This is a genomic window from Lapidilactobacillus bayanensis (genome assembly GCF_003946695.1).
Lineage (GTDB): Bacteria > Bacillota > Bacilli > Lactobacillales > Lactobacillaceae > Lapidilactobacillus > Lapidilactobacillus bayanensis.
Genome location: NZ_RHOX01000016.1, coordinates 1 through 21,546, shown reverse-complemented (window position 1 = coordinate 21,546; position 21,546 = coordinate 1). Strand labels below are relative to the sequence as shown.

The following is a 21,546-nucleotide window of genomic DNA, read 5'->3' as shown; positions in this document are numbered from 1 at the left end:
TATTCTTCAACTACTAAATGTCTTGCCTTGCAGTATATTTAATGCTCTTTCTCACATTATATTCTCTTCATTTATCGGTAGCTGCTAAGGAATTTACTGATAGTTCTTTCAATATTAAAGTGGTAAATCTTTCTTTGTAAAGATAACATTTGACGCTGCATATAGAACGAAAGCAATGGTTCCTAAAGCAACTAATCCCCAACCAAACTCGCCACTAGCTAATATCGCATCTGTATCAAATAGAGTTGTTATCGTTAGATACTTGAGTATAACTGGAGCATCGTCCATCAGTTGCTGAACCATAGTAAGTAGGAAGAAAGCAAATGGTATCCCCCCACCGATAGCTAAAGCTAATCCTGAGCGGTTAAATAGAGTTGATGCGAAGAATGAAACAGAGCTTATGGCTAGGATTAAGATGAGTAGACCAAGACTTAACCAAAAATAAGTTTCTGTATCAAATTCCAGAGCAGCATCGACAGATCTTGCAGATGATACCATGGCATGATTTGCCATCGTAATGATTTGTTTTTTATTTAAATCAGTTGCTTTCATAGACGCCTCTAAAGCGGTAGGATCTTTAATTAAAGTCAAATTATCTTTCACTTGGGCACTATTCATATTTAAGGCCTTTGCAGAAGAGTCAATAACAGCCTGTAATAAGAGTTCGCGATTGGCTTTCGTAATCATGACAGTTGGCTGAGATTTTCCTTTATTTTCTTCATTCTTTTCAGCTTTAAGTGCAGTTATTTCATCTGCCAGAAATTGACGGTACTCATTAACAGAAATTCCTTGTACACTTGCACCAGCCTTCAATGCGTCATTACTTGCTAATATCATCGCCGGGTTTTTGATCAATTCCTCAGTTGTGATTTCAATATCATCATCTTCCATGTCATCATCATCTTCATAGATATCCCGACGTTCATCGGTGATAATTTTTGCAGCCTCTTCATAGGAGTGATCCTTGATGACCTCTCCTAAGTATATTGAATAGGCGTCCAGATCCATATCGCGAGCTTCAGCAGCATCTCGCATAGCTTGTTCATTATCTTTAATTAAATATAAATGTTCAGATAGATAACCTTCACTTTTATCTAATGTTTCTGATGCTTTTTCTATATCCTCTGTGATCGGATAGCCCGTCACGTTGTTGTACTTTAATTGAGAGGCACCTAAACCGGCTAATGAAACAATGACATACATTAAAATAACCGATAAGATGAGGTAAAGCGATTTGGTAAAAATGACACTTGAACGTTTTATGGGTGTTGATAAAGTATAAGCCATAGATCCAGAGTCTACCTCGCTCACTACAAGAGTATTTGCTGTAAATACAACATAAACAATTCCAAGAATAAGACCAATCAGTTTATAGAAATTTTCTAAGTTTCCTAAGAGACTGTCCATTGATGAGAGAAGACTGGAAAAAGCGGTTCCTTTCGCTGCAGCGGCAATCGATGCATATCCTTCCGCATCATAACCTATGATGAAACCAGATAAAATGACTGAAGCGATAATTGTGATAATTGCCCATAGCTTCCAATTGGTTTTGATACTTTGCTTAAATATTGGTTTTGAAAACATTTATACTCCCTCCTTAAATATCTCAGTAATATAATCTTCAAATGAGAACTTAATTTCTTTAAAATAGACCAAGTCAAAATCTTTTAAATCTTGAATGAGATAATTAATATTTTTATCATGAATTTGAACGACAACTTGTAAATCTTCCGCTTTTACCATAGTCAATTGGTAGCCTAAATTTAAGAAACGTTCGAAATCGGCAAGTGATTTAAATTCCATTCGATAACTTTTATTCTCGTTATAACGAATGTCTGCCATGTCTGTGATATCAATAATTTTGCCCTCTCGGATGACTGCGACTCGGTCACTGACATCTTCCACTTCTTGGAAGATATTGCTAGACATAAGAATCGTTTTTCCTTGTTTCTTTTCTTGTTTTAAAAGATCAAGGAAGATGTCACGCATTAGAGGATCTAAACCTGTAGTTGGTTCATCCATAATTAAGATATCTGCATTAGATGCAAATGCTGAAACAATAGCTGTTTTTTGTTTCATCCCTTTACTCATGGAACGCACATTGGCCGTCACATCTAATTGAAGAAGATTACTTAACTCTTTAGCACGTTCCCAACTTCCGCGTCCAGATAAATAGATTTGATCTTTTAAAAACTCTTCACCGGTTTTGTTTCCTGGAAAATTGATCTCACCAGGAATATAAGATACATAACGTTTGACTTCTGCACTACTTTTGGTGGCATCAAGTCCATTAATAGTGACGCTTCCTTCATCAGGTTTCAGGAAACCCATCAAGTGCCGGATAGTAGTCGTTTTCCCTGCACCATTGATACCTACTAAGCCATAGTTTTCTCCTTTTTCAATTTCTAAAGATACATCGAATATTCCGCGTCCATTTCCATAATCCTTAGTCAAATGTTTAATATCAATGTAAGCCATATCGCAAATTCTCCTCTCCAGCAGCCACTGTTTTCTTACGATCATAAAAGTCCATAAAGTAATCTTCCAAAGTAAATTTAATTTCTGAAATAAAATTTACCTTTACCTTACTTAATTCTGTAAAAAATTCTTGCATCTTCTGATCCGTTAAGCTTAGTTTAACTTGATTTTGTTCAGGTCTTTTAGTTGGAATAGTAAATTCGGTATTTTCTATAAACTTCTGATAATCCTCAAAACTAGCAAACTCAATTTTGAATGATTTATTCGTACTCTGCTTCAATTCATTGGATTCAACTGTTGAAACCACTACCCCATTCTTAATGATGGCAATGCGATCACATGTTGCATCCACTTCAGTAAAGATGTGACTAGATAGGAGAATTGTTTTCCCTTCTGATTTTTCTTTTAAGATAAATTGAATGAAGCGTTCTTGCATAACAGGATCTAATCCTGAAGTAGGTTCATCTAATATCAATATTTTTGGATTATGCATAAAAGCAGTAACGACCGCTAGCTTTCTTTTGGTCCCAAGACTCATTTCTTTAATCTCTTTAGAAGTATCTACTTTAAAGAGCTCTTTAAGCTGCTCTGTCCTTGTCATATCAGTAATTTTTCTTGCATTTGCCATGAACTCAATAAATTGGTCTCCTGTCATTCCTTTTGGAAAAGCCAACTCTCCAGGTAAATAACCAACATCTTGTTTAATATTGGCTGCTGATTTCCAACTATCTTTTCCATTAATAGAAAGTTCTCCCTCATCAGCTTTAGAAAAGCCCATTAAGTGGCGAATAGTTGTCGACTTTCCAGCACCATTCGGTCCCAAGAATCCAAAAGCTTCTCCCTCATTTATCTCAAAAGAAACATCAAATATTCCACGTCCATGTCCATAGTCCTTGGTCACATGTTTCACTTCAATAACTGACATCATATTCCTACCTTTCTTTTAAATATCGATTATAAGATAATTAACAATCGTATCTTTATTTACAAATGTTATAATATTTATTATACTAGTCTCACAAAGGGGGACAAGAGACATATTTTCAGGATCTGATAAATAATTTACATTTTTTCGATAATTGATACTTTCTCTAAAAAGGAGGCCCTATATGCAACAATTAGATTTAAGGGTTCAAAAAACTCATAAGGCACTTATAGAAGCATTTGAAAACTTATTACATGAAAAAGAATTTGAAAATATTTCAGTAACAGAAATATGTGATGCTGCTATGGTTCGACGACCAACTTTCTACAATCATTTCTTGGATAAATATGATTTTATAACCTTTTTTATTAAACATAAAATGAATGAAATATTTGATTTTGCTATCAAAAACTCAAATGAAGAAAAAGACAACTTTTTTATTATTGTTTTTGAACAACTATTGGATCAATTTGATAATCTCTTATATCTCATTTTCAGTATTCAAATGAATGCTAATATCATTTTTGAACTTGAAAGTGTGCGCGAGTACGGGAAGAGCATGCTAGGTAACCGCATAAAAAAAGGAGCTAGTGACGAAGAATTACCCATAGAGCTTAGTTATAAAGGACAGATTATTATGGGGATCACGATTCAATCCGTCTTTTGGTATAAGGAGAAAAGAAATCAAATTAGTCGTGAAGAAATTATTGAACTATATACACAGACTTTAGAAAAATTTAGCTAATCGAAGAATTGAAATGGATTCTATGTCAAGGACATTTTAAAAAAGAAACCTTATGAAACTAAAATGGATTGAAAAGGACCCTATAAAGGCACTTTTTTAAGTGTCTACTTTAGAGGAAGCATATCAATACATTTCAGGTCTCTTTTTTTGCTCAAAACGGCTGCGTTTTGAACGGGTTTATCAGGGGTATTAGTGGGGCAGAGTGTTCCCCAACAAGGTCGTTTGCGGCACGAAGTGGCTAGTAAACATAGAATTTACCAAACGTACAAGCCCTTTGTCCTATTAGGACAAGTTAGAAAAATTGGTATGCTATATTGAACTTAAATACACCTAGGGGCTGATAAAATGACCACAGCAAATTTACATGTTGGGGAAGGTATGAGCTACGGAGGTTTGTCTAAAAATCATTACGAATTAGAGTCTCAAGATTCAGCAATCAGAGACCAAAACAAATATAGCTTTCAAATTCATGAACATGTAATTTTGAACAAATCCGTGTACACAGAATTACAAGATAAGCAGAATCAGATGATTGAGAAGAGAGATCAAAAATATATAAAACATGGCGAATATAAGAAAGTAGACGGCAATATTGATAATTATTTTAAGAAAAAGAACAAGAACCCTAGAATCAAGCACTTTCAATCAAATAATTTTCCGTTAGTAATTACTGCATCAAATTATGACGATTACGAAAATTTCGCTCAAGCACTAGGGGATAGTGGTGTAACTGAAAATGACCTGAGACATGCACACGTAAAGGCTTTGAAAAAGTCTGTTGAAGATATCAATCAGTTAGGTATTGTTAGTCTAGAAATTGATGAGTATTATGTACACGCAAACGAAAAAGGCGTACCACATCTATACGCACGTATGCTTTTAGATGCTGTTGAAGGGCATGGAAACCCGTCTGGGAAGTACGATAAAGTTCTACACAGTCATTACAACGACAAGTATATAAAAAGCACAATGGAGCGATTTAGAGCAGATACCATGATTATGGTAAATCTACATACAGAAATAAATTCATTAATTCAAGAAAAAGAATTGAGTAATGACCAATTATATTTGGTCGAGAACGATGTTTGCTTAACGCGTACTCAAGGACCAATTTTTCAAAAATCAACAAGATCATATTAACCATGCCGTAAAAGAAAGTTACGAGAAAAAAAAGAGAAAAATACAGTTGGAAATCTCAACACTTCGTCAGCGTGTTTCAAAAAGTCAGCAACGCGGTTCGACAGTTGCCGAATAAGATAAAATAATTAACAAATCGTATTGTTACAAAAGACATTGGCAAGCATATTTATAAACGAGTTGATGAGTACTTCGAACGTCATGTATCGTCACAAAAAGAACAAGTTAAATCTAGTATTGATGCGGATACGAAAGACATTCTAACTGAATTATTTATGCAAGATATTCAATACAGTCAGAATCAGCAGCAATCTAAGCCGGGTCTCGTCAATTTGATTTATAGATATATTTAAAATCGAAAATAAAGGCTGTTTAAGACGTTTTAAATGTACATATGGTGTTTTACATGAGTGTTTAAATAATTATGTGTAAATGAATTATTGGGAATTGAAAAAGGGAAGCCTCTCCCTTATGATAGTTAGCGTCTAAACAAACATCACAGGAGGCATTCCCCATGAATGAACTTACCACAGAAATTATCGCTGCACTAGCCCAAAAGCAAGATTTGGACGAAGTTTTTCGTCACCACCTCGAAATTGCGATTAACCAGCTGCTTCAAACCGAATTGGCAGAGTTTTTGGGTTACGAACGCTACTCATACGCTGGGATTAACACTGGTAATAACCGCAACGGCAGTTATGAGCGCTCGTTTGATACGAAGTACGGCCAACTTAACTTAACCATTCCTCGAGATCGCAATGGCCGGTTTGAAAATCATACCTTGCCAGCCTACGGTCGGCACAGTGATAATTTAGAAACAACGGTCATTCAGTTGTATACCAAGGGAATTACCACTGCTGAAATTGCCGAACTCATTGAGAAAATGTACGGTGCTCACTACTCCAAAGCCACGGTTTCCAACATGACTAAAGCCGTCAATGAACAGGTTCAAGCTTTCCAGCAACGGCGACTGCCTTCGCAATATGCGGCCATCTTCTTAGATGCCACTTACTTGCCGTTAAAGCGGGATACCGTTCAAAAAGAAGCCGTTCATATTGCGATTGGCATTCGTCCAGATGGTACGAAAGAAGTGCTGAACTACCAAGTGGCGCCAACGGAATCGACTGGAATCTGGACTGAACTGCTGGGAACCTTGATCAAGCAGGGCGTTAAAGATGTGCTGTTGTTTGTGGCCGATGGGTTAGTTGGTTTGGATGAAGGCTTGAATCGGCATTTCCCTAAAGCCAAACGACAACGTTGCCTGGTTCATGTTGGGCGGAATCTGATGAACAAAGTTCGCGTAAAAGACCGCAAGGCCGTGATCAGTGACTTTAAACAAGTTCATCGGGCCGCCAACCGTGAAGCAGCCGAACTGAAACTGAATGAGTTCGCCAACAACTGGCATCAGACCTATCCCAAATTAATCAAAGATCTGCTTAAAATGCCGAATTTACTCACTTTCATGGACTTTCCACCAGCTATCCAGCAATCACTATACTCCACTAACCTGATTGAGAACTTTAATAAGCATCTCAAGCGCACCACCCACCACAAAGAACAATTTCCAACAGAAGATTCACTGGATCGCTTCCTGGTTTCTCAGTTTAATGTTTATAACGAGAAGTCTCTGAAGCGGATCCACCGAGGGTTCAAAGGACTCCAGGACACTTTGGAAGCATCATTTATTTAAGTTAGATACATATTATATGTACGAAGGCATTTCATTTACACAAGATTCTTGACGCTACCTGATTTTTAGTCATAAATTAAATTACTTCTCCAGGATTGTCATTTTACCGTCAATTATCTGATAAACTTTGTCTGCCATATCTTTTAACCTTAAGTCATGAGTAACTACAATAATAATTTTATTTCTTTTGTGCGCTAAATCTCTGAGTAGCTCGATTACTTTCATGGATCTATCTGTATCTAATGCGGCTGTGGGTTCATCTGCTAAAATATAGTCAGGATCAGTGTATAATGCTCTAGCAATTGCCACACGCTGCTTTTGTCCACCAGAAAGTTGATTAGGATATTTTTTTAGCAGTTCTAAAAGTCCTAAATCAGAAAGAAGCTCATGCATTTTTTGTTCAGTCAAATTTTGGTTTTTTAGTTTATCTACGAATTTAAACTGTTCTTCGACCGTTAAAAATGGGACTAAGTTATAAGATTGTAAAACAAATCCTATTTTTTCCAATCTTAATTTTGTTTGCTGTTTTTCGGATAAACTTTTAATTGTGCTGTCATTTATTTTTACGTCACCCTCAGTTGGTGTCTGCAGCCCGCCGGCTATAGTCAAAAATGTAGTTTTTCCTGATCCTGATGGCCCTACAACTAAAATAAGCTGACCACTTTCTGCTTTAAAATTAATATTTTCCAGCGCTACGTACTTACTACTCCCTTCTCCAAAAACTTTTGTCACCGATTCAAAAATTAGATTTGACATGAAATTAACCTCCAATAATTTTGTAAGGATCAACTTTGGCGATTTGACGAATAGGTATCAGTGCACCTAACAAGGACATAATAATAATACCGATTCCAGTTACAATAATATTACTTTTATCGATGACAATGGGTACCTCGCTGGGTAACGTAATAGCTGTTATTTCACCTAATATAATGGCTATAATAACGCCAATAACTGAAATAATAAATGATTGAAATAACGTACTCAAAATAAGATATTGCGTTGAGACTCCTTGCGCCTTCAAGACACCTAAGTTGGGTAATTTTTGAACAGTCAGAATATACAAGAAAATTGAAATAACAATTAGAATAATAATATACAAAAAAGCAATCATGAAGTCGAATGTGAGTTGTTGTGCGCTATATCCAGGTAATTTTTTAATAAATGAGCTAATGCTCAATTGATTGGTCCCTTTTGGTATTTTTGAATTCTTTAACTTATTCTTGAATACCACAGCATTTGTTACACCTTTATTCAGTGGTTGAATAGTGTCTGGTGAAATATAAACCACGGGAAGAGCACTTAAAGTTGCCCTGGGTGTAAAACCTGTAATTTTAATCCTCAATGATGAATTAGCAACTAACAAGTGGTCACCGATTTTGAATCCATCACTTTTGAATTTATCCGATACGACGCCGGCATTGTTTCGGATATTTTTACTACCACTTGTTATTTTCAATTTTTTAAATATGAACGATTTGGAATCAAGACCTACTAATTGAGTATTCTCTTTTAATCCATTTTCTGATTTTACAAGTGTACTATACTGTGAAATTCTGGTTCCATTATTGGGTAAACTAGCAACCTCATCCTGTGAAAGAAAAGATTGTTGTAAACGTCCTTCAGAATCACTATTTAAGACAATACTTGAAGCATCCCACTCGTTAATTGCCGCTTTGTTTAGGTTAGCTAAACCAGTGGCTAAACCAGTAAGAATAATCAAAAGATAACTTACTAAAAATATAAGTGCCACTATTAGGCTATAACGCAATTTTTCATGTAGCATCTCTTTAATAGCTAAAAACATAATAATCTCCTTTTATTAATTCTATTTATTATTAATATATAGTTAACTTTCTATTTATTCAGATCTTTATGCCAATTGCATATCAAAAAGCACTACTCATTAATTTGGGTGGTTTTTTTTATTGTCTAATAAAATTTTGATTTTATAACGTGATATAAACGCATTCTGCTTAATTTAAACGGACAAGTATACATCTAAAAGGTGAACGTGTTGTCTGAGAGCGCGTAATTATTTACTTTTTTCTTTGTTAGCATCGCTGGATTCCAAAGCCTGCATTTGAGTCGTAAGCGTATTTTGTTCAGATTAAATTAAAATTGCAAGTTACTTATTACAAGATACAAGTTACAAGATACAGATTACAAGTTACTTGTAATCTGTATCTGGGTGACTCTTTTTATAGCTTCGAAGCCCACGCTTTATTATGTCATCTAAAATCTCAACCATTTTTGTATTTTCTTCGAAGGCAATTTTTCGAATATCATTGTAAAATGATTCTCTAACTCGTAATGGTTTTGTTTTTTCTTTTCGTTTAAAAGGAGAGTCGCCATCTTTTAATTGACTCTCTGCATCAATCTGATCTAAAAGACTTTTCTTTTCCGGCATATTCTACCCCTCCAACAGATTAATTCGTGATAGAGCTTCATCTAATACTACTTGATACATATATAAAGCCCTTTTGTCCCACATATCCTCATCTCTAATTCCACTTTTTCCGAAACGTTTAACACGTTCTCTTTGAAATACGTTCCCATGAAATAGGGCTTTTCCAAAGGCTTGATTAGCGGCTTTCAACACTTCATGATCGACAGGTCCGTCTTTTTTAACCAGATAGGCAATAATGCCAAGCAAATCAAATGATTTGTCATAGTCTTTTCTAAGCCCTTGAAGATAGCTTACAAATTTTAAAGAACTTGAGTAAGATTGCTCTTGAGTCTGCATAACCATAATTACGTAATCTGAGGCTAAAACGGCATTATTTGTATATGCTGATAGCGTTGGCGGAACGTCTATTAAAATATAATCATAATCATTTCTAATTTTTGTTAGCAAAGTTTTTAAAAATAGTGGTCGGTTACTTTTCTTATAATCTTCAAGCATATCAGGAAGCAAAGATAAGCTCCAATCACTAGGCATCAGATCAAGGTAATCTGTGACGTGTGCAATGGACTCAGATAAATCCAGATTCTTAATACCATCAGTTAAACTTTTGGAATTTTTTTGTTTGAATACAGGAAATGTTTTTTCTATAATTTCACTAGCATTTCCTTGTGGATCAAAATCAATTAATAAGGTTTTTCTATGGGCTTTATTTAATAGATAAGAAAAGGTTACACAAGTTGTTGTTTTTCCAACTCCACCTTTAAAGTTTCCTATCGTGATCGATGTGGTCATACAGGATCCTCCAGACTTGAACTTATTAGTTCATAGTCATTGTAATGCAACGAGCATAGCGATTCAACGTAAATATAAAGATACAAATTACAAGTATCAAATTACATGAAACTTGTTACAAATTACTTTTGTTATTTTTGCGATTTTTGTTTATAAACAAGCTGAATAGTGGTATGGTTAATTCATAAAATAGAACATAAAAAAACACCCACCGACGGGAATCGGTGAGCGCCACAAAAAGGCATCATTGTTTAATGACTATTATATCATGGCCGGTGCGATTTTTAAAGCCCTAGGGGACAAGCTGGGGTCTAAATCCAAGGGGACACGTTTGCCAGTGCGACTTCAATAAGTCTGGCTATACCACAACAAGGCTATCTGTACGGCTGGGTGGTGAATGGTGAGCGCGACCATTAACGGCGCGGGTGGTAAAACGAAGCTTCGGCTTGGTGCCACTGATTAGTTGGTGATCGAACAAACATAAATACGTATTGCCAACGCCTACTAGGGCGTTTTTAGTAGGTTAAACCGAAAACGTAGGTTTATAATGAGTGGTGGTAGCAATACCGCAATTGTACAGACAAGCGACGGACGTTAACGACCGACGAACTAAGGGGAAACTTTTAGTAGTAGAATTGTACTCTGGTTCAGTTATTCCAAATAGCTGTTTCCAGGGAACAATTCTGCGCTCAAAACGTCACTCCCTCTCTGAATGAAAAACCATAACCCGTCAAGTCAAATTCCAAAGAAAAAAAGAAAGTTGGTGGAATTGTTGGAATGTAAGGATTACAAATCAGCAGAGAGATCAAGTAAAAAGAGTTTTGCATAAGCAAGGGTATCAGGGGAGCGTTGGTAAGTTTTTGGTTAATACAAAGAATGAGACAGTTGAATTTAAGGGAATGGTCTAGGAGTAATCCCAGTGAATTTCACAAACTAATTTTCCCCAATTAAGGCCAATCTGTGACCTATACCACTTCTTTTTTGGACAAGTTCACAATCGAAAAATAACGGGATGTGGAAGTATCGGGGTGAATGGTGGTTACTTGGGATAAGCCGCTTTATGTCAACTCCTATTGGTATAGTTCAAAAAACAATGTTTTAAGGATTATCAATAACTAGGTGTATAATTAGCTCTTACCAAAGGAGAATTGAAAAATGGGCAGTGCTTTAAAAATTAATGATATTGCTGAAAAGAAGAAAAGTTTAGGGTACTCTGAAAATACCGACTACCTAGCTTATGTTCAGGTCAGTAAAAAACTAGAATATCTCATAGGAACCGTTACTAGTAGCTTAATCAACAAAATGTACGTGATTAGCTTTGAGGAGGACGGTCTTCTCTTCATGGGTATTAATTTAGCTAATCAATTTACAAATAGCGATAAGTTTATTCCTTTGTCTGAAATTGGAAGTATATCCTACAAAAGCTCAAAGTTAATAAATGGCCGACTAGTATTCAATGCTGAGAAGCTAATTATCAACTCCAAAGATGGCAAAACAAGTGAACACCTTATGTACACGATGGTTGCTATCGCTAGTTGGATTAAGAAAGACCTCCCTAATGTTCATGCACGAATTGATTCATACCCTTCTCTAAAGGAGAGCTTTAGTGCTAAAGAAGAGCCTTCAGTTGTAGCCGACACGAGTTCAGCAGCTGACAAACTAAGAGAGTTAAAGGCCTTGTTAGATGAGGGTGTTATTACACAATCTGAATTTGATGAAAAGAAGCGTGACATACTCTCTGAACTTTGAGTAAAATAAATATAAGCCACGTATAATACGTGATGGGTTATAGTCCAATAAGCGCCCACAGCTATCAAAAAACAACCAGGGAACGGCTAAATTCACATGGTTGTTTTTTATTTGTCTATTTTTACAGGATAATTATTGAATCGTGTCATCTGGATTCTCATCCATATCGTGTAACTCTTGCATTAGTTGTTCTTCAGCTTCTTTGGCCAACTTCTTTTCTTGCTTACGCTTTGCAAGGAGAGATTTTGTTTTTTTATAGGCAGTTACACTAACACTAGTTACTAATACACCAGCAGATAAACCGATTACTAGTCCTTTTTCTATACCTGCTTTTTCTGCTTCTTCTTTTATTGTCGCGATAAATTTAGCGGGGCCGCCAAACATTGAGGCTTCTTTTGTGAAATTTGAATATTCCCAGTCCTTCATAATTAGAATCTCCTATTTTTCCACCTATTATATCATGGCAACTTCAATTGATTGGCAACGACAATGTTGAATGTACTGATTATCTTGAAGATAACTTTTTTGCTTGGATGTTTTGGAAATATGATCGAAACAACAGGCAAATTAATTCTGATATTGGATTGCCAGCAATGAATGCGTTCTCGGGAACAATTCAACGAGATGATTTGCAAGATATGATAATTGGTCGCTCACCTAATATTACTGATTTATCAGTCTTAAAGATGCATATCGCCCGACAGTTTCCATTGAGAAGTGTTGGAATGGAGTTAACTGAGCGTGGTAACAAGGTATATTTTAAAGTTGATGTTCATAATCAAATTGTTGTTGATACGAGAAAATCTAAAATGGTTAGCGATGGGATAACTGATACCGTTTTGGTGGAATTAAAAGAATATCCACTAATAGTGTATATCTATAGTTACATTATTCCACTGCTCAATGGCCTGTATGAAAGTGAAGAGCCAGATTTCACAGAACAATTAAATTCCTATAGTAAAGACTTAGCAAAGGAGATTATTCTTGATTTAATTGGAGCAACGGGTATTGATATACAAGAATTTGATAAATTAGCTATGAAGCTTTAGTTGTACTAATTGCAAATGGGACTACGGAAACTTTTAATAGATTTATCGAAAAGTTCAGCTAATCACTGTTTTTTTTGCATATGGTCAGGAGGTGGCGATATCATGATTAATTCATAGTAAATACGGGTATGAGTTTCCGGAGTGGGCACAGGCGGGTGCTCGGCTCGATAAGATGGTGTAAGGATAATAGACGTCGTGCTAAATAGCGTGGCGTTTTTATTTTGCCCAAAATTTGGAGGTGGCCGGCATGGGCCAGATGGTAAATAGCAGATTTGGCCTTGTCAGTCGCACAGAGACACGTTGCTTGGGTGACTTAGAACATCAGCTTAAAGATGGACGGTGGTAACGTAAAAAGCCGCAGCGACCACATAAGCCGCGTATTACAGTGTGGAGAAAAAACAGGGTAACAAGCGTGAAAAAATAAAAGAAGACCAGATTTTGGTCTTCTTAAAAATGATAATTTATTTATCGTCTTTATCTAACTTTTCCTTTACGTTATCAACCGTATCTTTAACAGCATCTTTGGCATCTGACAGTTTATCTTTAGCCTTACCTAGAATACCTTGACCCTTACCTTCAGCTTCGCGGGCCTTGTCGTTCGTAACCTTGCCTTCAACTTCTTTAGCTTTTCCACTTACCTTATCTTTGGTGCTATCAATTTTGTCATCTAGACTCATAATATAACCTCCCATAATGTATTTGTTACAACAGTATTATTCCACATTTTAATTTGCTTGTCTAATAAGGAGATCCTACAAGAGATAGTGTGAATGACACTTATAAGGTAGATTGCAAATTTAATCCGAATTTTTGGACAAATTTGTCAGCATAACCTGATACGGTGTTTGCCAGTCGAGTATTTTAAGCGGTCGCTGGTTAATTTGGAGTAACGTCGTCGTTAAATCTTGAGCACTAATGTGCTCAAAACGAGTCCCTTTAGGATAAAAATAACGTAAATTCCGATTAAAGCGTTCATTACTACCACGTTCAGCTGGCGTATAAGCATGGCAGTAATAGGTCTTAATACCATATTGTGATTCAAGTGATACTAGCCCACTAAACTCAGTGCCACGGTCCACAGTAAAGCTGTGCACCGGACCATTAAAAGTGGTTAGGAACTTAGTTAGTGCTTCATTAACAGTCGCTGTCGTCCGATCTTTTAACCGGTATGCCCAAAGGAACCGTGATTTTCGATCGATTAAAGTTAATAAAACTGCCTTACTATGCCCACGAGGACCAACGACTGTATCTAGTTCAAAATCGCCGATGCGATTACGTTGATTAATCATCATGGGACGCTGTTCAATTGATCGCCCCAAAGATTGATTATATTTGGATCGTTGGTCAACGTTACGCCGTTGGCGTACGCCATGTTCAGGTAGATCATTCAAGGAGAAACCAATTCTCCCCTGATTTAGCCAATTATAAATAGATTTAGTAGCTAGTTTAAATTCGTGAGCAATCATTCCTGGTGACCAGCTTAGACGTAAATGGTTGAGAATTTTTTGCTTTAACTCATCGCTCAGCTTAGTTTTCCGACCACATCGTGATCGCTTGTATTCGGCATCTGTTTGTGCTAATTCAGCCTGATAAGGTTGACATCGAGATAATTCATAAGAAATTGTTGACGGTGATCGGTTCAGCCGAACGCCCATTTGGATATTGGACAGCCCTAGTTCACAAAAGGTTTCGATTTTAATTCGTTCGGAATAGGTTATACTAGACAAAAGATCAGCTCCTAAAAGATGGGTTTGTGGTAAACACCATTTTAAAGGTAGCTGATCTTTTTTGTCCGAACAGCGTTCGGATTAATTTTACAATCTGCCATTAATAAAAAATACGTCGTTATTCGATGACTGTTGGTACGATCAATTCGAAGCGGTCTGTCAAATAGGTCAATTCAATTGGCAGTTTAACCGCTGGGTCGCCGTCAATACGTGTCGTCACGGCTTGACCAGTTGCACTCGTAATTCGTGCACTGGTTGCCGTTAGCTGTGTAATGGCCTTGGAGTTTTGCAAGTTCCCCGTTAGTGCGAACCAAATATATGGAATTACTTGCCGCCAGCCAATGTTGTTAAGTAGACTAATATGCATTTTTCCTGGAGCAGACGCGCTATAGACGTGCCCACCGACTGATTTGGTCGTTGTAATCAAACAGAACCATGTTTTTAAGGTGTGGCTTCCTTCGTGTTTGAATTGATATCGAATTGGCAGTGACTTATTGTGACCAATATGGCGAATAGCACGGTAAAGATAGCTTAATTTACCGAATCGCTGCTTCTCAGATTGTCGAACTTCATTGGAAATGTCAGCCAAATTACCGAATGTCAGTGAACTCACGACTGCCCGGCGTTGATTACAAACTAGCATGCCGACTGCTTGGGTCGCCGGCTGAGTACAAATTAGTTCGATGGCCGCTTGGGGGTCAGTTGGTAACTGGTAGCGGGTTGCAAAATTATTAACCGTTCCCATGGGAATAACGCCGATACGAATATGTGCTTCAGCTTGGATTAGGGCTGTCATTGCAACGTTCAGTGTGCCATCTCCACCAATAACAATTAGTGCTGACAGTTGAGGAAGTGTTTGCTTAATTAACGCAATTGCCCGGGGGATTCCTGGTGTTGTCAGTAATTGAGACTCAATGCCGTGGTTCGATAGCGCTTGCGCGGTTTGATGGGCGACGGTTGCCGCTTGCCCATTACCCGCTTGTCCGTTATAGAAAATGCCGTAAGTTGTTGCCATGACAATCGCCTCTTGATTAAAAAATTAAGTTTATTCATCGCTTATTTAGTAAGCTTTTGATAGTCTCAGTATAGCTTGAACACTAGTTTGACTGGAAATAATATGCATCATTACTGAATTAGTCGGGTCAATGTGATACAATCCATTTTTGAGTGCATAAATTTTCCTTTCTTGACATATATCAATTTTAATAAGTTTAAAATAGCATATAATGGACTTATAATGAAGAATTGGAGGAATCATTCATGACTAAAAAATACGTTGCTAACATCGTACCACTAAACGTAGAAGGCATTGGAACGGCACCCCATGGAACTGCCACCTTTGTTGAAGACGGTGACCAATTACACGTGGCGATTGAAATGTTTGATACACCTGCAAATACGCAACACTGGGAACATTTCCACGGTTTTCCAGATGGTAAGGCGGCCCAAATTGCCACGATGGCGCAGGATGCCAATCATGACGGATTTGTCGACTTGCCAGAAACTGAACCAGTCTCAGGGACAACGATGGTGCCATTTGACAACGCCCCACATCACATGGACGTGCCAAATGATAACTACCCAGTCGCTGACGCCCAAGGCCACTTTGCCTACGAAATCGATGTGCCATTAGCTGATTTGCAAGCGAAGTTCAAAGAAGTCTTTGGTACCGATGACTTGGAACTCGACAAACGGGTCATCTACATTCACGGCGTACCACAAGGCTTGGCTTTACCAGCCACCGTTGCTGGTGAAGTTGGCGCCTACGATGCACACGTCACCTTACCAATTGCGGTTGGGAAGATTGAAGTCGCAGACTAACCTAAAATTTGAAGTAAGCTAAAACATAACGACCGGATGAGCCTATCACATGACAGGTTCATCCGGTCGTTATGTTTATTTCTTTAGACTATCGACGGAAGCCTTGAAAACGCGAAATCGATTGACGATTATGGTTCCGACTGGCGAAGCACGTCCGTTAATTGTTGCCGAAAAATTGGCGTCCAGATATTCCGATAACCTAATCGGGTTGGATGAGCGTCGTCGACCATTGCTAGTGGTTGGGCGCGATTTTCAGCTTTGACCACTGGATCTTGCCAGAGGTCAATAATCGTGAAGTGCCACTTTTTTTGTAAGACTTTCAATTGCTGCACTAATTTACCATAATTCGCATCGTGTTTTCGCACACAAGTGAAGAACACGATTGGCACCGCCCAATGCTGTTGAACATAGGCCACGATTGTTTCAATCGCTCCGAGCGTCGTCGTTTCGTCAAAGCCGTGGCGCTGTTGTGCACCCGTAACTTGCCCCATAGCCTTGTCATGCCGCCCATCATTGGTTGAAAGTTGGCAGACAAAAGCGTCCAATGGTTGGGTCACTGGAATCCGATGATAGAGCCGCTGCACATAGCTATCTGGTGCGTTACCTGCTAAAGTGGTGCCACTCACCGCTTCCTTGATGGCAATCACGCCATCCGTCGCGACGAGATAATCGACGAACGAATCTTCCAGTGCACCCGCACCGGCCGTAATTGACGATCCCAGAAATGCAATCCGCCGACCCATCAACGGTGACTTGGGATTCAATGTTTGATGGCTAGGGGCGTAACTAGGCAAATTGCCCGCAATCAACCGCCCCACCATCGTCTCACGCTGCAACTGCTTATTCACCGTTCCGACCTTGATTGCCGCCTGCAACAACTGCTTAAATTCTTTTTTGTATCGAATCATATTAAAAAATGCTCCTATGCTATTAGTTTACAGGGCAGAAGAAAATCTGTCCGTAAATCTAGCATAAGAGCACTGGACTTGAATCTAAATTAGCAAAGGGATCTCATTCTATAAAAGTTTCCGATAGGGAAACCAATATTACTCTTGTTGAGGGATTACTTGATCCAGGGTTCATTTTTAGCAAGGACGAATTAAAAAAATATAGCGATGGACAGATACTTAAACAAATACTTGAAGACAGTTCTGGCGAAACAGAACGGTTTGAATTTAAACTTGGTTTGTATTCGTTCAATCCACAGACGCAAAAGAAAACTTTCAACACGAAACTAGTATCCAATATAGCAAAAAAAGCAACTTCTTTTGCCAATACTCCGAGTCATAAGAGTTCTTACATCATGATTGGTGTTGCCGATTCTGATTCTGATTCTTATAACGCATCTGACCTTGGAATAGAACCATTTAAGATAGGACCTATTTCCATTGTTGGGATTAAAAGAGATTTAACATTAAGTGGAAAAAGTATCGATGAGTATTATCAACATTATTTCTCAGCACTATCTCAAGAGCCTGTTAGTGAAGAGATGATGACAATGTTAAAAGACATAAAAAGTTATACCTATAACGGTGCAACAGTATTATCCATTAAAATAGATAATACTGGGAAACCTGAACCCTACAATGGTAAGTACTATCGTAGAGAAGGCACTAATACTGTTGAGCTAAATGTACCAGACTTAATATGTCTAACGCAAAATTTACAAAAACATATGGATGATTAAATCTGATATTAGAAAAAGCAGGACTTATTCTATTTTAAAAGCTCAAAAAGGCCACTAGGATATACCCTAGTGGCCAGATTGGTTTATTCAAATAAAAATTTTAATTGGTTTCTTATAAGTGCATATAATTTCATCATCACTACCTGTCTGCTATAATGATGGTAAAGGTGGTGATGATTTGCGATTTATATTTAAGGCTTTAATAGTAGTTGTTATTATCCTTGCATTTCCTTTGTCCATAGTTCTTGTCTTTAAAAATTGGTCAACGGCCATTGGCACTAGCACACCCATGCAATTAAAGTTTGATTGGTTGGATCAGTACGAACCGATATACCTTTTTTGGAGTGGGATAATTCTGGCAGCGGTGTTAATTGTTTTATTGCTTATCACACTTTTTTGGCCACGGTCACAGTCATTATATCTTCATCAAAAGTCTGATGGTCAAGTTACCATCAGTAAGAAAGCTATTGAGCATTTTGCTCTTTCAGCACTTCAACATGAACCCTTTATTGGTAACCCCAAGGTATCAGCTAAGTTATCACGAAAAAGGATCACACTTAAAATATCGGGTGATCTACTAAATTCAGTCAATGCCAAGCAACAGACTGCAAATTTTCTCAATCAATTAAAAAAAGATTTGCGTATTTGTCTTGGAATTTCTGAACAGAAAAAAATAAAAATCCGACTCGTTGATTTCAATGAGTCGGACGCTAATGTGCATCAATCTCGAGTTGTCTAGGAGGTGATAACGTGACCGAACTTATTAAAGCCTATTTTTGGCCACTAATTGGTGGAATTATAGGATTGCTCTTAGCGGTCCTTCTCATCACTTTTGGATTTTTCAAGACGCTTTTTGTTTTGATTTTTATGGCAATCGGGATTACCGCGGGTTATTATATTCAAAAAACTGGTATCTTAACAAATGTTTTTAAATAACTGTTTGAATTATAAGGAGGAAAAATTATGCAGAATGGAACGCCAAGTGAAAAAACAACAACTAACGAAAAGTCTGGTGTTAAAGGCAATTTAACATTTGATGATAAGGTTATTCAAAAAATCATTGGTATCGCACTTTCTGAAGTAGATGGCTTATTAACCGTAGATGGCGGCTTTTTCGCAAATGTTGCTGAAAAACTAGTTAATACTTCCGATGTCACATCAGGAATTGATGTAGAGGTTGGAAAAAAGCAGGTTGCAGTGGATCTCGACATTGTTGCTGAATACGGCATTGATATTTCTAAACTGTATGACAAGATCAAAAATGTTATCGTTCGGGAAGTAAAGAACATGACCGACTTAGAAGTAATTGAAGTAAATGTGAATGTTGTTGATGTCAAGACAAAGGAGCAACATGAAAAAGATTCGACTTCTCTGCAAGATCGCGTGATCGATGCTACAGACAAAACGAAGGAAGCTGTCAGTGAGGGCGCAAAGAAATCGAAGGAAACATTAAGTGACAGCGTTGATAAAGTAACGTCTAACAATAAATCTAGTCGTGTTAACTAAGGGAGTGAGTAAATATGGGACTTATTTGGTCATTAATCGTCGGGGCAATCATTGGTGCCATTGCTGGCGCAATCACTAACCGTGGTGCTGCTATGGGCTGGATTGCAAACATCGTAGCTGGTTTGATTGGTGCATGGATTGGCCAAGGGCTCCTTGGAACTTGGGGCCCTTCATTAGCTGGCATGGCATTGATACCATCGATCATCGGGGCAATTATTTTAGTTCTGATTGTTTCATTAGTTGTTGGTCGAACCAGTAAAAAGTAAGGGGGAATTTTATGGACGTCTTGAAAAGTGTATTTAAGTTTATGATCGCTTCTACGCTCATTGTAGGTGGTGTTCTCATCGGCGGCACCGTCTTGGCTGCTAAGAAGGTAGATGGCATTGGTGATACGTTGCAACAAAAATTACATGGATAATTAGCCAAATTATCTATATTAGTCATCTTAGAACGTAAATAATTTGCCAATTAAAGGTCAGTTAATCAATATTTCAATTGTTATGATAACCTTTTATAAATATAGATGGGAATTTTTTTGATAATTAGTAAAAGCAGGCACTTTTTTACGTAGGTGCTTGCTTTTATTTATCTATAAATTATGGCCTAGCAGTTAAAAACTGTTTTTCAGATATGTAATATAGTATTCTTACTGATTCTTTAATTTTATATTTGGTTAAAGAGCTAGTCTGCCTGTATAATAGATCCAGTAGAGAAGTTAAGGCGGTGGCTATTTCCGATTTGAAAACAAAAAAATATATGTTTTAGATTCCGCCATATATGGAAATGCAATTTATATCTTCTCTGATTCTTGGAAAAAATTGTCTAAACTCTCAAAACAGGAAATTATAAGGGGAAATTTAGAAAAGAAGAGAATAATCCATTCCCCAAATTGGAAAAGAGAATTAAAGAAAGAACTCACTGAATAAAATACTTAACTTAAGAAACCAAGTAAATCATTTCAGGGTCTATAATTATAAAATCGCCCCTCGAAAACATTGAAAGAATAACCCCCAAAATCTATATTATAGATTTTGGGGGTTATTTGTTTTAATATTAAAGAAATGACTTCTTCTATTTGTCATCAATACTAAACAATAATTTGTACAAAGTGATTATTTCTTCTAGTTCTTCACGCGATACATGATCGACAATAGTTTCATCAGTGACATGTCTTGCCCGTAAATCTAAGGCTATGGTTTGATCTAATAATACTTTTCCATATACTGTTTGACTACTAGTTAGTCGATGATACATTGGAAAATTACGCTTGGTACTGCTAATTGGAGCCACAATCGTCATGTTACTCGTCTGACAGACTAAATCATTGCTTAGAGCAATGGCTGGTCGCTTATTCATCTGTTCATGACCACGGCTTGGATTAAAGTTAACATAAAATATATCACCTTGGCTTACCATTGAAGTTCATTACCTTCTGACTTTCCCCAATCAAGCTCGTGATCCCTTTTCCCGTCATCTTTCCAATCCTTAAATAGTTCGTGAATATTGGTTGGGTTCTTTTTTATTGGTGTTAAAACAATTGATCCATTTTCAATGGTTATTGTCATATCTTGGTTATCATCTAATTTCAGTTGTTTAATAATTTGGCTAGGAATTCTAGCAGCTTTCGAGTTTCCCCACTTTGCTAAGCGTGTTTGTTCTTTAATAAGTTCCATATTTTCCCCTCCTAAATTATTATTACAAGTCAAGTATATCCCGTGTAGATACAAAATGCAAATATTCTTACTGGAGGTCATTTGGTTCTGTTGCAAAGTTTTAAATCTACTATCAGATAAGGTAGAATAATAGAAAAAGATAGCAGGAGGAATGACGATG

At 37.2% G+C, this 21,546-nt stretch carries 26 protein-coding genes; 12 read left to right on the top strand and 14 right to left on the bottom strand.

From position 1 onward, the window contains the following. Window positions 1-114 precede the first annotated feature (114 nt). From EKM65_RS07265 to EKM65_RS07255, 3 genes are read right to left on the bottom strand one after another with little or no spacing between them, the layout of a single operon-like run. The gene (locus EKM65_RS07265; protein WP_125607100.1) at window positions 115-1,584 is read right to left on the bottom strand and encodes an ABC transporter permease subunit; all 1,470 of its coding nucleotides are present in this window, start codon (window positions 1,582-1,584) and stop codon (window positions 115-117) included. Further along, on the bottom strand, window positions 1,585-2,478 hold the full coding sequence (locus EKM65_RS07260) for an ABC transporter ATP-binding protein (protein ID WP_104858748.1): 894 nt from the start codon (window positions 2,476-2,478) through the stop codon (window positions 1,585-1,587). Beyond that, window positions 2,465-3,406, bottom strand: coding sequence for an ABC transporter ATP-binding protein (locus EKM65_RS07255; RefSeq protein WP_206616108.1), 942 nt, complete (start codon window positions 3,404-3,406; stop codon window positions 2,465-2,467). The genes EKM65_RS07260 and EKM65_RS07255 overlap by 14 nt, the downstream gene beginning before the upstream one ends. A 181-nt stretch (window positions 3,407-3,587) precedes the next feature. Between EKM65_RS07255 and EKM65_RS07250 the strand changes: the two genes are divergently transcribed. The 3 genes from EKM65_RS07250 (at window position 3,588) to EKM65_RS07240 (ending at window position 6,975) form a co-directional block, all read left to right on the top strand. After that, the gene (locus tag EKM65_RS07250) at window positions 3,588-4,148 is read left to right on the top strand and encodes a TetR/AcrR family transcriptional regulator (RefSeq protein WP_103892184.1); all 561 of its coding nucleotides are present in this window, start codon (window positions 3,588-3,590) and stop codon (window positions 4,146-4,148) included. 345 nt (window positions 4,149-4,493) lie between these two features. Beyond that, window positions 4,494-5,288, top strand: coding sequence for a hypothetical protein (locus EKM65_RS07245; RefSeq protein ID WP_125607098.1), 795 nt, complete (start codon window positions 4,494-4,496; stop codon window positions 5,286-5,288). A 511-nt stretch (window positions 5,289-5,799) separates the two neighbouring features. Beyond that, window positions 5,800-6,975 carry an IS256 family transposase gene (locus EKM65_RS07240; RefSeq protein ID WP_125607096.1) on the top strand — a complete coding sequence of 392 codons (1,176 nt, stop codon included), beginning with the start codon at window positions 5,800-5,802 and terminating at the stop codon, window positions 6,973-6,975. Between the two features lie 81 nt (window positions 6,976-7,056). On the opposite strand, the gene EKM65_RS07235 is transcribed toward EKM65_RS07240, so the two are convergent. The 4 genes from EKM65_RS07235 to EKM65_RS07220 all read right to left on the bottom strand — a co-directional run bounded on the left by EKM65_RS07235 (window position 7,057) and on the right by EKM65_RS07220 (window position 10,174). Then, window positions 7,057-7,731, bottom strand: coding sequence for an ABC transporter ATP-binding protein (locus tag EKM65_RS07235; RefSeq protein WP_125607094.1), 675 nt, complete (start codon window positions 7,729-7,731; stop codon window positions 7,057-7,059). Between the two features lie 4 nt (window positions 7,732-7,735). Then, complete coding sequence (locus EKM65_RS07230) at window positions 7,736-8,782, bottom strand: ABC transporter permease (protein ID WP_057707429.1); 1,047 nt, start codon at window positions 8,780-8,782, stop codon at window positions 7,736-7,738. A 363-nt stretch (window positions 8,783-9,145) separates the two neighbouring features. Further along, window positions 9,146-9,385 (bottom strand): hypothetical protein, encoded by a 240-nt coding sequence (locus EKM65_RS07225; protein ID WP_011669001.1) that lies wholly within the window; start codon window positions 9,383-9,385, stop codon window positions 9,146-9,148. A gap of 3 nt (window positions 9,386-9,388) precedes the next feature. Next, window positions 9,389-10,174 carry a ParA family protein gene (locus tag EKM65_RS07220; RefSeq protein WP_125607092.1) on the bottom strand — a complete coding sequence of 262 codons (786 nt, stop codon included), beginning with the start codon at window positions 10,172-10,174 and terminating at the stop codon, window positions 9,389-9,391. A 1,155-nt stretch (window positions 10,175-11,329) separates the two neighbouring features. Here EKM65_RS07220 and EKM65_RS07205 point away from each other — a divergent pair. Continuing rightward, window positions 11,330-11,923, top strand: coding sequence for an SHOCT domain-containing protein (locus tag EKM65_RS07205; protein WP_125607090.1), 594 nt, complete (start codon window positions 11,330-11,332; stop codon window positions 11,921-11,923). A 132-nt stretch (window positions 11,924-12,055) separates the two neighbouring features. Here EKM65_RS07205 and EKM65_RS07200 read toward each other — a convergent pair whose 3' ends face one another. Further along, the gene (locus tag EKM65_RS07200) at window positions 12,056-12,349 is read right to left on the bottom strand and encodes a hypothetical protein (protein WP_046872533.1); all 294 of its coding nucleotides are present in this window, start codon (window positions 12,347-12,349) and stop codon (window positions 12,056-12,058) included. Between the two features lie 47 nt (window positions 12,350-12,396). Between EKM65_RS07200 and EKM65_RS07195 the strand changes: the two genes are divergently transcribed. Then, the gene (locus EKM65_RS07195) at window positions 12,397-12,972 is read left to right on the top strand and encodes a hypothetical protein (RefSeq protein ID WP_035457754.1); all 576 of its coding nucleotides are present in this window, start codon (window positions 12,397-12,399) and stop codon (window positions 12,970-12,972) included. A gap of 461 nt (window positions 12,973-13,433) precedes the next feature. Here EKM65_RS07195 and EKM65_RS07190 read toward each other — a convergent pair whose 3' ends face one another. The 3 genes from EKM65_RS07190 to EKM65_RS07180 all read right to left on the bottom strand — a co-directional run bounded on the left by EKM65_RS07190 (window position 13,434) and on the right by EKM65_RS07180 (window position 15,714). Then, window positions 13,434-13,649, bottom strand: a complete 216-nt coding sequence (locus EKM65_RS07190) for a CsbD family protein (protein WP_003680381.1) — start codon at window positions 13,647-13,649, stop codon at window positions 13,434-13,436. 120 nt (window positions 13,650-13,769) lie between these two features. Next, the gene (locus EKM65_RS07185; RefSeq protein ID WP_003561810.1) at window positions 13,770-14,699 is read right to left on the bottom strand and encodes an IS30-like element ISLpl1 family transposase; all 930 of its coding nucleotides are present in this window, start codon (window positions 14,697-14,699) and stop codon (window positions 13,770-13,772) included. Between the two features lie 118 nt (window positions 14,700-14,817). After that, window positions 14,818-15,714: a diacylglycerol/lipid kinase family protein gene (locus EKM65_RS07180; RefSeq protein WP_003680378.1), complete on the bottom strand. Its 897-nt coding sequence runs from the start codon at window positions 15,712-15,714 to the stop codon at window positions 14,818-14,820. Between the two features lie 245 nt (window positions 15,715-15,959). Here EKM65_RS07180 and EKM65_RS07175 point away from each other — a divergent pair, with 245 nt between their 5' ends. Continuing rightward, window positions 15,960-16,520, top strand: a complete 561-nt coding sequence (locus EKM65_RS07175) for a hypothetical protein (protein WP_125607088.1) — start codon at window positions 15,960-15,962, stop codon at window positions 16,518-16,520. Between the two features lie 128 nt (window positions 16,521-16,648). On the opposite strand, the gene EKM65_RS07170 is transcribed toward EKM65_RS07175, so the two are convergent. Then, on the bottom strand, window positions 16,649-17,428 hold the full coding sequence (locus tag EKM65_RS07170) for an SGNH/GDSL hydrolase family protein (protein ID WP_125607086.1): 780 nt from the start codon (window positions 17,426-17,428) through the stop codon (window positions 16,649-16,651). A gap of 110 nt (window positions 17,429-17,538) precedes the next feature. Between EKM65_RS07170 and EKM65_RS11615 the strand changes: the two genes are divergently transcribed. The 6 genes from EKM65_RS11615 to EKM65_RS07140 all read left to right on the top strand — a co-directional run bounded on the left by EKM65_RS11615 (window position 17,539) and on the right by EKM65_RS07140 (window position 20,131). Continuing rightward, window positions 17,539-18,207, top strand: coding sequence for an AlbA family DNA-binding domain-containing protein (locus EKM65_RS11615; protein WP_404803137.1), 669 nt, complete (start codon window positions 17,539-17,541; stop codon window positions 18,205-18,207). 178 nt (window positions 18,208-18,385) lie between these two features. Next, complete coding sequence (gene amaP, locus EKM65_RS07160; RefSeq protein WP_125607082.1) at window positions 18,386-18,946, top strand: alkaline shock response membrane anchor protein AmaP; 561 nt, start codon at window positions 18,386-18,388, stop codon at window positions 18,944-18,946. Window positions 18,947-18,957: 11 nt separating this feature from the next. Further along, window positions 18,958-19,143, top strand: a complete 186-nt coding sequence (locus EKM65_RS07155; protein WP_125607080.1) for a DUF2273 domain-containing protein — start codon at window positions 18,958-18,960, stop codon at window positions 19,141-19,143. Between the two features lie 27 nt (window positions 19,144-19,170). Next, window positions 19,171-19,713, top strand: a complete 543-nt coding sequence (locus EKM65_RS07150; RefSeq protein WP_125607078.1) for an Asp23/Gls24 family envelope stress response protein — start codon at window positions 19,171-19,173, stop codon at window positions 19,711-19,713. Window positions 19,714-19,727: 14 nt separating this feature from the next. Continuing rightward, complete coding sequence (locus EKM65_RS07145) at window positions 19,728-19,979, top strand: GlsB/YeaQ/YmgE family stress response membrane protein (RefSeq protein ID WP_003680323.1); 252 nt, start codon at window positions 19,728-19,730, stop codon at window positions 19,977-19,979. An 11-nt stretch (window positions 19,980-19,990) separates the two neighbouring features. Further along, window positions 19,991-20,131, top strand: a complete 141-nt coding sequence (locus tag EKM65_RS07140; protein WP_003681696.1) for a hypothetical protein — start codon at window positions 19,991-19,993, stop codon at window positions 20,129-20,131. A gap of 653 nt (window positions 20,132-20,784) precedes the next feature. Here EKM65_RS07140 and EKM65_RS07135 read toward each other — a convergent pair. Both EKM65_RS07135 and EKM65_RS07130 read right to left on the bottom strand, forming a co-directional pair. Beyond that, a complete protein-coding gene (locus EKM65_RS07135) occupies window positions 20,785-21,129 on the bottom strand; it encodes a type II toxin-antitoxin system PemK/MazF family toxin (protein WP_001748110.1) in 345 nt (114 codons plus the stop codon). Then, entirely contained in the window at window positions 21,123-21,386 is a 264-nt protein-coding gene (locus EKM65_RS07130; RefSeq protein ID WP_003643337.1) for an AbrB/MazE/SpoVT family DNA-binding domain-containing protein, read from the bottom strand. The genes EKM65_RS07135 and EKM65_RS07130 overlap by 7 nt, the downstream gene beginning before the upstream one ends. Window positions 21,387-21,546: the final 160 nt, after the last annotated feature.

Bases quoted from the DNA above. Each gene is read 5' to 3' on its own strand.
- EKM65_RS07265 (WP_125607100.1), bottom strand. From the start codon at position 1,584: ATGTTTTCAAAACCAATATTTAAGCAAAGTATCAAAACCAATTGGAAG.
- EKM65_RS07260 (WP_104858748.1), bottom strand. From the start codon at position 2,478: ATGGCTTACATTGATATTAAACATTTGACTAAGGATTATGGAAATGGA.
- EKM65_RS07255 (WP_206616108.1), bottom strand. From the start codon at position 3,406: ATGATGTCAGTTATTGAAGTGAAACATGTGACCAAGGACTATGGACAT.
- EKM65_RS07250 (WP_103892184.1), top strand. From the start codon at position 3,588: ATGCAACAATTAGATTTAAGGGTTCAAAAAACTCATAAGGCACTTATA.
- EKM65_RS07245 (WP_125607098.1), top strand. From the start codon at position 4,494: ATGACCACAGCAAATTTACATGTTGGGGAAGGTATGAGCTACGGAGGT.
- EKM65_RS07240 (WP_125607096.1), top strand. From the start codon at position 5,800: ATGAATGAACTTACCACAGAAATTATCGCTGCACTAGCCCAAAAGCAA.
- EKM65_RS07235 (WP_125607094.1), bottom strand. From the start codon at position 7,731: ATGTCAAATCTAATTTTTGAATCGGTGACAAAAGTTTTTGGAGAAGGG.
- EKM65_RS07230 (WP_057707429.1), bottom strand. From the start codon at position 8,782: ATGTTTTTAGCTATTAAAGAGATGCTACATGAAAAATTGCGTTATAGC.
- EKM65_RS07225 (WP_011669001.1), bottom strand. From the start codon at position 9,385: ATGCCGGAAAAGAAAAGTCTTTTAGATCAGATTGATGCAGAGAGTCAA.
- EKM65_RS07220 (WP_125607092.1), bottom strand. From the start codon at position 10,174: ATGACCACATCGATCACGATAGGAAACTTTAAAGGTGGAGTTGGAAAA.
- EKM65_RS07205 (WP_125607090.1), top strand. From the start codon at position 11,330: ATGGGCAGTGCTTTAAAAATTAATGATATTGCTGAAAAGAAGAAAAGT.
- EKM65_RS07200 (WP_046872533.1), bottom strand. From the start codon at position 12,349: ATGAAGGACTGGGAATATTCAAATTTCACAAAAGAAGCCTCAATGTTT.
- EKM65_RS07190 (WP_003680381.1), bottom strand. From the start codon at position 13,649: ATGAGTCTAGATGACAAAATTGATAGCACCAAAGATAAGGTAAGTGGA.
- EKM65_RS07180 (WP_003680378.1), bottom strand. From the start codon at position 15,714: ATGGCAACAACTTACGGCATTTTCTATAACGGACAAGCGGGTAATGGG.
- EKM65_RS07175 (WP_125607088.1), top strand. From the start codon at position 15,960: ATGACTAAAAAATACGTTGCTAACATCGTACCACTAAACGTAGAAGGC.
- EKM65_RS07170 (WP_125607086.1), bottom strand. From the start codon at position 17,428: ATGATTCGATACAAAAAAGAATTTAAGCAGTTGTTGCAGGCGGCAATC.
- EKM65_RS07150 (WP_125607078.1), top strand. From the start codon at position 19,171: ATGCAGAATGGAACGCCAAGTGAAAAAACAACAACTAACGAAAAGTCT.
- EKM65_RS07145 (WP_003680323.1), top strand. From the start codon at position 19,728: ATGGGACTTATTTGGTCATTAATCGTCGGGGCAATCATTGGTGCCATT.
- EKM65_RS07140 (WP_003681696.1), top strand. From the start codon at position 19,991: ATGGACGTCTTGAAAAGTGTATTTAAGTTTATGATCGCTTCTACGCTC.
- EKM65_RS07135 (WP_001748110.1), bottom strand. From the start codon at position 21,129: ATGGTAAGCCAAGGTGATATATTTTATGTTAACTTTAATCCAAGCCGT.
- EKM65_RS07130 (WP_003643337.1), bottom strand. From the start codon at position 21,386: ATGGAACTTATTAAAGAACAAACACGCTTAGCAAAGTGGGGAAACTCG.